This window comes from Salinivibrio sp. PR6 (genome assembly GCF_001995955.1).
Classification (GTDB): Bacteria; Pseudomonadota; Gammaproteobacteria; order Enterobacterales; family Vibrionaceae; genus Salinivibrio; species Salinivibrio siamensis.
In genome coordinates this window covers 1-10,136 of sequence record NZ_MUFA01000031.1, presented here as the reverse complement: position 1 = coordinate 10,136, position 10,136 = coordinate 1, and the positions used below count along the sequence as shown (strand labels likewise).

Annotated in this window: 8 protein-coding genes, 4 tRNA genes and 2 rRNA genes; 9 read left to right on the top strand and 5 right to left on the bottom strand. The window is 50.1% G+C overall.

Features of this window, described 5'->3' with window-relative positions:
* Positions 1 to 168: ribosomal RNA gene (locus BZG72_RS15640) — 23S ribosomal RNA — on the top strand; the annotation flags it as partial.
* Positions 169 to 332: 164 nt separating this feature from the next.
* Positions 333 to 448, top strand: a 5S ribosomal RNA gene (gene rrf / locus BZG72_RS15635).
* Between the two features lie 385 nt (positions 449 to 833).
* Here the strand turns inward: rrf and BZG72_RS15630 are convergent.
* From BZG72_RS15630 to BZG72_RS15615, 4 genes are all read right to left on the bottom strand, one after another.
* Positions 834 to 3,419: a family 20 glycosylhydrolase gene (locus BZG72_RS15630; protein ID WP_046074501.1), complete on the bottom strand. Its 2,586-nt coding sequence runs from the start codon at positions 3,417 to 3,419 to the stop codon at positions 834 to 836.
* Between the two features lie 199 nt (positions 3,420 to 3,618).
* Positions 3,619 to 4,263: a nicotinamidase gene (locus BZG72_RS15625; protein WP_046074502.1), complete on the bottom strand. Its 645-nt coding sequence runs from the start codon at positions 4,261 to 4,263 to the stop codon at positions 3,619 to 3,621.
* Positions 4,264 to 4,274: 11 nt separating this feature from the next.
* On the bottom strand, positions 4,275 to 5,624 hold the full coding sequence (gene pssA / locus BZG72_RS15620; RefSeq protein WP_046074503.1) for a CDP-diacylglycerol--serine O-phosphatidyltransferase: 1,350 nt from the start codon (positions 5,622 to 5,624) through the stop codon (positions 4,275 to 4,277).
* A gap of 113 nt (positions 5,625 to 5,737) precedes the next feature.
* Positions 5,738 to 6,121, bottom strand: coding sequence for a GNAT family N-acetyltransferase (locus BZG72_RS15615; protein WP_338013105.1), 384 nt, complete (start codon positions 6,119 to 6,121; stop codon positions 5,738 to 5,740).
* Between the two features lie 124 nt (positions 6,122 to 6,245).
* Here BZG72_RS15615 and murB point away from each other — a divergent pair, with 124 nt between their 5' ends.
* Positions 6,246 to 7,280, top strand: a complete 1,035-nt coding sequence (murB, locus tag BZG72_RS15610) for a UDP-N-acetylmuramate dehydrogenase (RefSeq protein WP_077667241.1) — start codon at positions 6,246 to 6,248, stop codon at positions 7,278 to 7,280.
* On the top strand, positions 7,277 to 8,245 hold the full coding sequence (birA, locus tag BZG72_RS15605; protein WP_046074506.1) for a bifunctional biotin--[acetyl-CoA-carboxylase] ligase/biotin operon repressor BirA: 969 nt from the start codon (positions 7,277 to 7,279) through the stop codon (positions 8,243 to 8,245). Before murB ends, birA begins: the two co-directional genes overlap by 4 nt.
* 18 nt (positions 8,246 to 8,263) lie before the next feature.
* On the opposite strand, the gene coaA is transcribed toward birA, so the two are convergent.
* Complete coding sequence (coaA, locus tag BZG72_RS15600; protein ID WP_077579423.1) at positions 8,264 to 9,202, bottom strand: type I pantothenate kinase; 939 nt, start codon at positions 9,200 to 9,202, stop codon at positions 8,264 to 8,266.
* Between the two features lie 209 nt (positions 9,203 to 9,411).
* Between coaA and BZG72_RS15595 the strand changes: the two genes are divergently transcribed.
* The 5 genes from BZG72_RS15595 to BZG72_RS15575 form a co-directional block, all read left to right on the top strand.
* Positions 9,412 to 9,487, top strand: a tRNA-Thr gene (locus BZG72_RS15595).
* Between the two features lie 7 nt (positions 9,488 to 9,494).
* Positions 9,495 to 9,579: transfer RNA gene (locus BZG72_RS15590), tRNA-Tyr, on the top strand.
* Between the two features lie 37 nt (positions 9,580 to 9,616).
* Positions 9,617 to 9,691: transfer RNA gene (locus BZG72_RS15585), tRNA-Gly, on the top strand.
* Between the two features lie 13 nt (positions 9,692 to 9,704).
* Positions 9,705 to 9,780, top strand: a tRNA-Thr gene (locus BZG72_RS15580).
* 104 nt (positions 9,781 to 9,884) lie between these two features.
* Positions 9,885 to 10,136, top strand: a 252-nt coding sequence (locus BZG72_RS15575) for a GTP-binding protein (RefSeq protein ID WP_241832565.1), incomplete at its 3' end; no start/stop codon positions are given.

Sequence of the window (10,136 nt, the reverse complement as noted above, 5' to 3'; positions counted from 1 at the left end):
GATAAGCGCTGAAAGCATCTAAGCGCGAAGCTGGCCCCGAGATGAGTCATCCCTAGAGCTTCGAGCTCTCTAAAGGGTTGTTCTAGACTAGAACGTTGATAGGCAGGGTGTGTAAGCGCTGTGAGGCGTTGAGCTAACCTGTACTAATTGCCCGTGAGGCTTAACCATACAACACCCAAGAGGTTTTGGGTTGGACTTGAATAAAGCCAGTTGATTGTGGCGAGAACGAACAGCTTTCTAGATTTAGGAACGAATTTATCAAATACATCCTTGTATTTGACCCTGACGGGCCGCACTGAAGTGCGTTAAATTTTGTTCCAGACAAAATTTTGCTTGGCGACCATAGCGCTTTGGACCCACCTGACTCCATGCCGAACTCAGTAGTGAAACGAAGCAGCGCCGATGGTAGTGTGGGGTCTCCCCATGTGAGAGTAGGACATCGCCAGGCTTTCATTGCTTATCTTGTTGATAGCTCGATGCTTTTGATATCTGCGATGCTCATGTATTGGCATACACTGCGCGTCTCGATTCAAAATCCTCATCGCATCAAACAAGATAACCTAATTAAAGCAGCTTAGTGTAAGACTTTAATTAGAAGTGATTTAATTATCAAAGCAGATAAAAAGTAAGACTTTGATGAGAAAACACCAAGCCCTGACCTCACTGTCGGGGCTTTTTTGTATTTGGAAGTTCAATAAAGCCTGGCCCTTTATGCCTTGCTTTAAACTGCCTGCCGAGTAGATGTCTTTTCATTTTCCATCTATCCAAGAGCCAATAAAAAGCCCCGTCTTGTCGACGGGGCTTTGTTTTTTCTAAGCTGTGTAATAGCTTGATTATTGAATTTTACTGACTCGACTTACTCGATCACCTGAAATGGTACGCAGCTGCACTGGTGCAGTGACGTGAGGAGCGTTCGCCGCATCATAGGTCTGCCAGCTTGCACCATTATCGGTTGAGTACTCAATGGTGAGTCCAGGGAATGGCGAGTTCGCTTTCAATATACCACTTTCTATCACTCCACCCGGAACGGGTAAGCGGAAGCCCACACCCTGTTGCTCTAGTTGTGGGAACCAGTAGTTCGCTAACTGATTAGCAAAGAGGTTGTAATCAATGTTGCGCTTGGTTTGATTCGCCTCTTGTCCGGTTTGAGTGCTTGCTTCCCATTCGGCACGGTGCCAAGCTCGCTCAGCCATGGCGAAGAGGCGAGGGAAGGTCATGGATTCAAATTGGCCATCGGAGCGAATAGTTTCGCTCCAAATAGATGCCTGTAAACCAAGCACATTGTCTGGACGCGTCAGTGTTTTCACGGTGGCAGCGTCTAGTACTTCCTGTTTGGTGATAGGTGCACCATTGCGCTTTGCATCTGCGTTAGCGTAGAGATCATCGGGCATAAAGCTAAACGTCTTACGGGTATCGGTAAAACGGGGTGCCCAATAATAGCCACGCTCACTTGGGTCTGGTTCATAGGGGTGGTCAAAATAGAGATGTGTGGCTTGGTTATAGATAACGCCATAGCCATTGTTGGCGAGATTATAGGCGCGATCGGCAACGCCCCACTCCCAGATATTTTGCCACGCGTTGCCATAGACGTGCTCATTGGCAAGTTGTGCGCGTGGATAGACTTTATTGTTGTGCATGAGGCCATCTTCCCAACCACCGAGATCGAGCTGATGACGTTGGGTAATGTGCGAAATACGCTCAACAAAGTACTGACTCAGATCGTCAACACTGTTCACACCTGCATCGTTATCTGCAATAAAGGACTGACAGACGGGCGACTCTTTCCAGGCACCGGCAATTTCATCACCGCCAAAGTGAAATGTATCGAGCGGCTGTATGTCTCGATGCGCGTCGACGAGCGCGGCAACCACCGTATCGACGAAGCGATAACTGGATTCCATACAGACATTTATCGCGTTGTCGGTAAACATCTGCACAGAGAGGTATTGTGTGTCGTCTTCAAAGTCCGTGAGCAAATATTCTTTCGCTTTGGCTTCATCACCTTGTGCCATGTACTTGTGGTAACGCGCTTCCATCGCTTTGATGGCCGCGTGCGCGTGACCTGGCATATCTACTTCTGGAATGACGGTGATATTGAGCGCCTCTGCTTTACGCAAGATCGCTTGATAATCTTCCGTGGTGTAATACCCATTGGATGCTTCTGTGCCGTCAGGCCCTGCACCTAAGAAGGGCAACACGCAGCGGGTTTCCGACAAATCATGACAGCGTTTGCTACCGACGTCCGCCAGTTCCGGGAGGGCTGGGATCTCAATACGCCATGCTTCATCATCACTGAGGCGTAGATGCAGTTTGTTGAGTTTCAAAGCGGCCATCTGATCGAGTAACTTAAAGATGGCTTCTTTGCTGCGGAAGTTTCGCGCCGCATCGACAGACAGGCCTCGGTAAGCAAAGCGTGGTGCGTCAGTTAGCGTCACCGCCTTGAGTGTGTCGCCGGTTTTGAGTTGCAGCAGGCTTTGCGCAGCATATAGGGCTCCCGCTTGATCAGGGGCATCGATGTCAATACGCTGCTGCTCAGGTTGTACATCTAAGCGATAAGCTTCATGCCACTGGTCGCTTCCATTCAGGCTGACTTTTCCCCAGCCCACATGAATAACTTTTTGGTTGGTAGGTGCCCAGTCGGTGGCTGAAATGCCAAGTTGATCGGCAAGCCATTGTGCTTGCGCTTGATAGCCATTGTCGTAGACCACGGTCCACTCGCTATCGAGGATGACATGGCCATTTTTCTCAATGCGACTGGCAGGGGTGGGTAGCACGTGCCCTTGGGTATTGACCAACGACAGATCAGCATTGCGCGCATAGCGCTGTTCGGCCGTGAACGGGTCATAATGGTCGGTGAGTGCACCGCCGTAGCGCTTCCACTGTGCGGGCGTGTCAAAGTCACCGACAAAGGCGAGCTCATCATCCGGCTTGGTGGGCACTTGGCCATTTTTGTGGTTACTGGTACTGGTAATCAATGCGGTATGCATGCCAGCTTCACCGTCGGACGCTAAATACCAGTTTGGCATGATATCGGATTTTGCGACTTGCCAGTCAGAGGCATTAAAGCCGACGACTAATTGATCACCAGGGGCGAGCGGAACAAAGCTGTCCGTGGGCTCGAGTTTGAAGAGATCCCCATTGACGTGTGAGACTTTAAGTTGATCGGTATCGATCGAATTGATCATGCGGATGTGACTGAAATAAATCGCCCAGCCTGTTTTAGGCAGTGTCTGAGTGCTTTGGTTGGTAAAGGCGACGTTACCCATAAATGAACGCCAGTCATCTTGCTTATTATCAATGACTTGGTATTGGACATCGAGGCCGTTTCCGAGTGCATCAAGCTGCGATGCAGGCATCGCCCAAGCGGTGCTACATAATGACGCGCCGATCAGGAGACCCAGTGCGGTAGGTTTGAGCATGCTATCCTCCAAACTTATTTTTTATTGTGAAAATAGTTAACAAGACAGTAGAGGATAGTGGTTAACAAGCCTAGTAATCTTGTTAGTCAAAATGCAGTTATGTCTAAAGACTCAAACTTATTGATGTGTGCGGGCTATGAGTTTCGTTAAAATAGCGAGGAAGATCGCAGCGGAAATTGATGATCCACTGCGATACAAATTAACGCGGAAGTAAGCAGCTTAACGCGATTTGACTATCCACGAGTCGAATACCGACGGCGATCATTTCGTCACAAGCCGACGATACCGTGTCGGGGTTAATACCACGACACGCGGCAAGGTTGACAATGACGTCAAAACGGCCGCGCTTTTTCAATTGGATAGCCGTGGTTTTGACGCAGTAATCGGTAGCTAAGCCACCGACAACCACGGTTTCTACTTCTTGGCTGTGTAGCCATTCAATCAAGCCCGTGCTGAGTTTTTCTTCAATATCATGAAAGCATGCACCGTAGGGGTGAAGATCAGGCTCAATACCTTTCCAAACCACATAGTCGTATTCGGTGACCGGGGGCAAGCCATCGATGGTTTCAAATCCTTTGGTGCCGGGCACAGCATGCTTGACCCAAGTTAGATCAGCATTCTTATGTGCTAAGGGCTGCAACATATCAGCAGGTTTATCAACCACCCAGACAGCATTGGTGGGGTGTGCATCTTTGGTGAGTACGCGTAGGTCAGCCAATGCCGCTTGCTGATTCAGAGCTGGCCCGATGGTGTCGCCCTCAGGCACAGGCAGCTCATCAGGACAAAGCGGTGTGAATGTGCATTGTGCATCAACGTCAATCGCGGCAATTTTGGCTTGTTTCATCGCATCATCACCTAGAGTATTTGATTGAGTAAATGATCGGCCTTAACCCGCTTAATCCGCTTGAGCAGACGTTTGACCGGGACGGGATAGTCCTCCATTTTTTCGATCTGTTTATAGCTGCCGACCAACTGAGTGTGTGCCAGTATCTTATCTACTTCTTGCTGTTTCTGCGCTTCGAGTTGCTGATGCTTATCATGGATCAAGATAGCGTTTTCTAAGTCTAGCTTCCATGCGCGTGGATTCAGGTTATTGCCCGTCAGCAACATGTATTGGCGATCGACCCAGATTCCTTTTAAGTGAAAACTGTTGTCATCATGCTTCCAAATATGGATGTTTAACTGGCGTTTGGCAATGGCTGCTTCGTTACGGCGCGCAAAGTTACGTAGGTTGACTTCATACAGGTAGGGGAGTGCCGAAATGGTCTTAAAGGGCGCTTCTGGCGGCGAGTAAAAGTCATTGGCGGTTTTATCGCCAACAATGATGCTCACTGTCACACCTCGGCGTAGTGCACGGCGGATTTCTCTGACCACACTGCGTGGCGGATTAAAGTAAGGGGTGCAAATCACCAACTCTTTTTGCGCGCTCGCAATTAGATGGCAGATATAGCGATTGAGCTTGTTCTTACGTTTACCCAATCCGACCATAGGAGTTAGCCCGACTTGGTCCTCACGGAGAGGCTCATTATCGTAGCGATAACTCGCACGCTGCAGCTGAGTTCGAAACTCACGAATGCTAGGCTTAAGTGCTTTGCTATTTGGCCGATCTGGCGAGGTGAGGCAATTGACCGCACTATCCGCCGTTAGGGTATTAACAATAAAGTCTGCCATGGTGTCGGCAAGCGCTTTATTGTCGAGCACATGATAGCGGTCGTATCGATATCTATTATGTTGCGCTAAATAAACATCGTTTAAGCTTGCACCGCTGTAGAGCACTGTGTCATCAAACACAAAGCCTTTTAGGTGCAGCACGCCAAACACTTCTCGGTTTCTGACTGGTACGCCGAGTACCTCTATTTTGTGCGGGTAACGCTCAGCATAGGCGCGATATAATCCCGCATTGCCGTCAGATTGCTCTGCCCCGATCAAGCCTCTTTGCGCGCGATGCCAATCGACTAATACCTTGATATCCAGATCAGGATTGGCCTGTTTCGCTTCATACAGTGCATCAAGCACGCTACGTCCAGCCTCATCATCCTGCAGATACAAGGCGACGAGGTAAATCCTGGATTTCGCCTTTTTTATTTCACTAAGCAAGCGCTCTCTAAACGAGACGGCATCTAATAAGGTTTCGAGATTTTCTGGCTGGTGCGCAATGGTGGGCAGACGGTCGATAAGCTGCCGGTTTGCGTTCGCTGAATCCATTGTTACCTCTTGTTGTTCGACGGCCAGAGTCGAGCGGTTTGATGCTAAACCCTGAATTATACCAGAAATTAGGTCAAGTCACGGATGACTGCGCGGTGGCTTTGTTGTAAATGTCACGCTTTAGGTGCGTATTGCATCGCGACTAAGTCTTTACCGCTATGACAGTAGCTTTGGTAGCGTGCCGCCAATTCCTCTGGCAGGGCTGGTGTGTCCACACTGCTGAAACCGTGTTGCACGTATAAAGCGGTCAATGGTCGAAATGCCAAGCAAAAGCTTGGGCGTTGCGCCAATACGGGCTGGACGGCGTCGAGTAGTTGATGACTTAGCCCCGACCCGCGCAAGTGTGGGTGCAGCAACATGCCAGTGAGTAATTGGTAATTTTGACGTTGTTGAAAGCGGACCGCACCACATAAGCCGCTGGGTCCATCCACCACCCAGATATGTTCATCTTTTTTCGGTTTACCCGGTGGATAGTAGGTTTTATAGAATCGTGCCACGAGAGGAAACCGTAACGGCTCGAGTGGGTGAATGTGGTAATTATCCATAGCCTAATAGATGCGCAATACGAGCAGGACAGGTAGTATACCTATCCATGATTTTTTCTGACAGCGTAATGCATTGATGAAGTGGTTATCTGATGTGTCCTTGACACCCCATCACACCTTTGGTCTCCCCGCCCACGCTCATGCGATCGTGGAAGCGCACACCGTGGAGGATTTATATGCGATTTGGCAGCATGCTGACGATCTGACGCTTCCTAAGCTAGTGGTGGGAGAAGGCAGCAACCTGCTTTTTTGCCAAGACTTTCAGGGCGTGGTGGTGCTTAATCGCCTGACTGGTATATCAGTCGATGATGAGGGCGACCACTGGGTATTGCATGTAGGGGCTGGAGAATCCTGGCATAACTTAGTCGCTTGGAGCATTGATAATGGGTTCCCTGGGCTGGAAAACCTCGCGCTTATTCCTGGCTGTGTTGGTGCGGCGCCGATTCAAAACATTGGTGCTTACGGTGTCGAGTTTTGCGAGCGGTGCGCGTATGTCGATATCGTCAATCCATCGACTCAGCAAACACGTCGTTTGACCCGAGCAGCCTGCCAATTTGGCTATCGCGACTCGATATTTAAAACCGACGCGATGACAGGGTGGGTGATTACGCAAGTGGGGTTCCGATTAGCGAAGACGTGGCAGCCCGTGCTCAAATATGGTGCGCTGGCGGATCTCGATCCAGAGCGGGTATCAGCGCAAACCATTTTTGACGCGGTCTGTGCGATTCGCCAAGCCAAGCTCCCTGATCCCCGTGAGTGTGGCAATGCGGGAAGCTTTTTCAAAAACCCAGTGATTGATGCACACCAGGCGCAAACCTTGCAAACCTGTTATCCCGAGATACCCATGTACTTTGCCGGAGAGGGGAAAAAGAAGCTCGCCGCAGGCTGGCTGATTGACCAATGTGGTTTGAAAGGCAAGCAAGTGGGAGGCGCGCGTGTACATCCAAAACAAGCCTTAGTGCTGACCAACGCTAATCATGCAACCAGCCAAGACGTCATTCAGTTAGCAAAGCAGGTGGTCGACGAAGTCAAGGCGCGGTTTGGTGTGACCTTGCAACATGAGGTGCGCTTTATGGGCGCCAAGGGCGAAACCAGCTTGGAGGCACAATGAGCAGTGCACATACCGCAAGGCTTACCCTTATCGATCGTTTATCCGATGGTGAATTCCACTCTGGCGAAATGCTAGGCGATGCGCTAGGCATGAGCCGAGCGGCGGTCAGCAAACATATCAAAGTGTTGCAATCGTGGGGACTGGATATCTATCGGGTGCAGGGCAAAGGCTATTGCTTATCGCAACCGATTGAGTTGCTCGATGACGTCTGGCTCAGTGAGCATACCGATGTGCCCGCTTTATCCGTGATCCCGGTCATTGATTCGACCAATCAGTACTTGATGGAACGTGTTGGACAACTTGCGTCAGGCAGTGTTTGCTTGGCTGAATATCAGCAGCAAGGACGGGGTCGCCGTGGTCGCGCGTGGCAGTCGCCTTTTGGCAGTAACTTGTATTTGTCGATGTATTGGCGTTTAGATGCCGGCCCTGCGGCGGCGATGGGACTGAGCCTAGTGGTTGGTGTGGCGATCACCAAAGCACTCCATGAACTAGGCGCGCCAGGTGTGAAGGTGAAATGGCCCAACGACCTGTATTTTCAGGATAAAAAGCTCGCTGGCATCTTAGTGGAAATGACGGGGCAAACGGGCGATGCGGCTCACCTTGTGATCGGCATGGGGTTGAATATTGGTATGGGGGCGCATTTGCGTGACAGCATCGATCAGCCTTGGGCTCGATTAGCGGACGCTTGCCATCCAATGCCATCGCGCAATACATTGGCGGCAACCTTGATTGAGCGTTTAAAAGAAGCACTGATTGACTATGAGCAACATGGGCTATCGAGCATCATGGCCGACTGGCCCAAGTTGGATAACTTTATTGATCGCCCCGTCAAACTACTCATGGGAGAGCGGGAAGTCCGTGGCATTGAGCGCGGTATCGACGAACACGGTGCCTTATTACTTGACGTTGAGGGTGACATCACGCCTTATTTAGGTGGAGAGATTTCTCTAAGACGCGATGACTAATCTCGGCGATTGTAAGGACTATTTGCGCACACGGATGCGTTGAACAGAGTGGTTGGCACCTTTTTCTAGGATTAAACTGGCGCGCTCACGGGTGGGTAAAATGTTTTCCGATAAGTTTTTCCCGTTAATGTCATCCCAGATGGTCGCCGCCTTTTGAGTGGCTTCGTCGACCGATAGCCGCGTGTAGTGATGAAAGTAAGCCTGTGGATCGAGAAAGGCACCTCGGCGGAACTTCATAAAGCGCTCAATATACCAATGCTTTAGTAACTCTGGTTCGGCGTCGACATAGATAGAAAAGTCGAGAAAGTCGGAAATAAACACATGATGTGGGTCATGCGGGTAATCCATGCCACTTTGCAGGACGTTGAGCCCTTCGAGGATCAATATGTCGGGTTTCTCCACTTTTTGCACGTCAGGAGTGATGTCGTACACCAAGTGAGAATAAATCGGCGCGGTGACGCAGTCTTTTCCTGATTTGACGTCGGCCACAAACTCAACCAGCTTGCGCATGTCATAAGATTGCGGAAACCCTTTTTTATGCATGATGCCACGCGACTCAAGCTCGGCGTTGGGGTATAAAAAGCCGTCAGTGGTCACGAGTGCAACTTTAGGATGATCTGGCCACCGTGTCAGCAGGGCTTTTAAAAGACGTGCGGTGGTACTTTTCCCCACGGCGACGCTGCCCGCGATGCCAATGACATAGGGCACATGATTTGAGACGGGCTGGGATAAAAACTCGTCTAGCACTTCCGTCCGGCTTTTGCGCGCTTTCACATAGAGATTAAGCAGCCGGGATAGAGGAAGATAAATATCGCGCACCTCATCCATCGACAAATGCTCGTTAAGGCCGCGCAAGCGGTCAATATCATCTTCGGTGAGCGTCATGGGCACTGCATCCCTCAGTTCAGCCCATTGTTGACGCTCGAACGACAAATAAGGCGTTAGCGTTGCATTCATGATCCATGTGCCTTAAGCCAGTAAAGAGGGTGACGATACCGCAAACGAAAGGGAAGGAAAAGCGCCGACGATTGGCGTTGAGTGGGCGGGGTGGTTATTTTCGCAACAATCACGCGAAAAAATGCGCAAAAGACGAAAAAATCACCCATTTTTTTAAAATTCCCTATTGCACCCCTCAAATCCATGGCATAGAATGCGCAGCACTTGTCGCCGGCTTAGCTCAGTTGGTAGAGCAACTGACTTGTAATCAGTAGGTCGCCAGTTCGATTCCGGCAGCCGGCACCAAAATTTAGGTGGAATTCCCGAGCGGTCAAAGGGATCAGACTGTAAATCTGACGGCTCAGCCTTCGAAGGTTCGAATCCTTCTTCCACCACCATTTTCAAATTGTTTGAATAGCTCTACGAGTAACGATTGCGGGCATCGTATAATGGCTATTACCTCAGCCTTCCAAGCTGATGATGCGGGTTCGATTCCCGCTGCCCGCTCCACTCTTTTTAGAGTGCTGATATAGCTCAGTCGGTAGAGCGCACCCTTGGTAAGGGTGAGGTCGGCAGTTCAAATCTGCCTATCAGCACCATCCTCTCCAAGGTAACTTCAAGCCGTTTGATATATACTCAACAAACCTGATTGTTGGTTGTGTGGTCGTAATGCCACCGAAATACCGTGCTTAGAGGGACTGTCATGTCTAAAGAAAAATTTGAACGTACGAAAACGCACGTTAACGTTGGTACTATTGGCCACGTTGACCATGGTAAAACTACGCTGACCGCAGCTATCTGTACGGTACTTGCAAAAGTACACGGCGGTGCTGCTCGTGACTTCGCGTCAATCGATAACGCACCAGAAGAGCGTGATCGTGGTATCACCATCGCAACGTCTCACGTTGAGTACGATACGCCAAACCGTCACTACGCACACGTTGACTGCCCAGGA

Coding starts and splice junctions, on each gene's coding strand:
- murB (WP_077667241.1), top strand. CDS start 6,246: ATGAAGTGGTTATCTGATGTGTCCTTGACACCCCATCACACCTTTGGT.
- BZG72_RS15625 (WP_046074502.1), bottom strand. CDS start 4,263: ATGAAACAAGCCAAAATTGCCGCGATTGACGTTGATGCACAATGCACA.
- BZG72_RS15630 (WP_046074501.1), bottom strand. CDS start 3,419: ATGCTCAAACCTACCGCACTGGGTCTCCTGATCGGCGCGTCATTATGT.
- pssA (WP_046074503.1), bottom strand. CDS start 5,624: ATGGATTCAGCGAACGCAAACCGGCAGCTTATCGACCGTCTGCCCACC.
- coaA (WP_077579423.1), bottom strand. CDS start 9,202: ATGAATGCAACGCTAACGCCTTATTTGTCGTTCGAGCGTCAACAATGG.
- birA (WP_046074506.1), top strand. CDS start 7,277: ATGAGCAGTGCACATACCGCAAGGCTTACCCTTATCGATCGTTTATCC.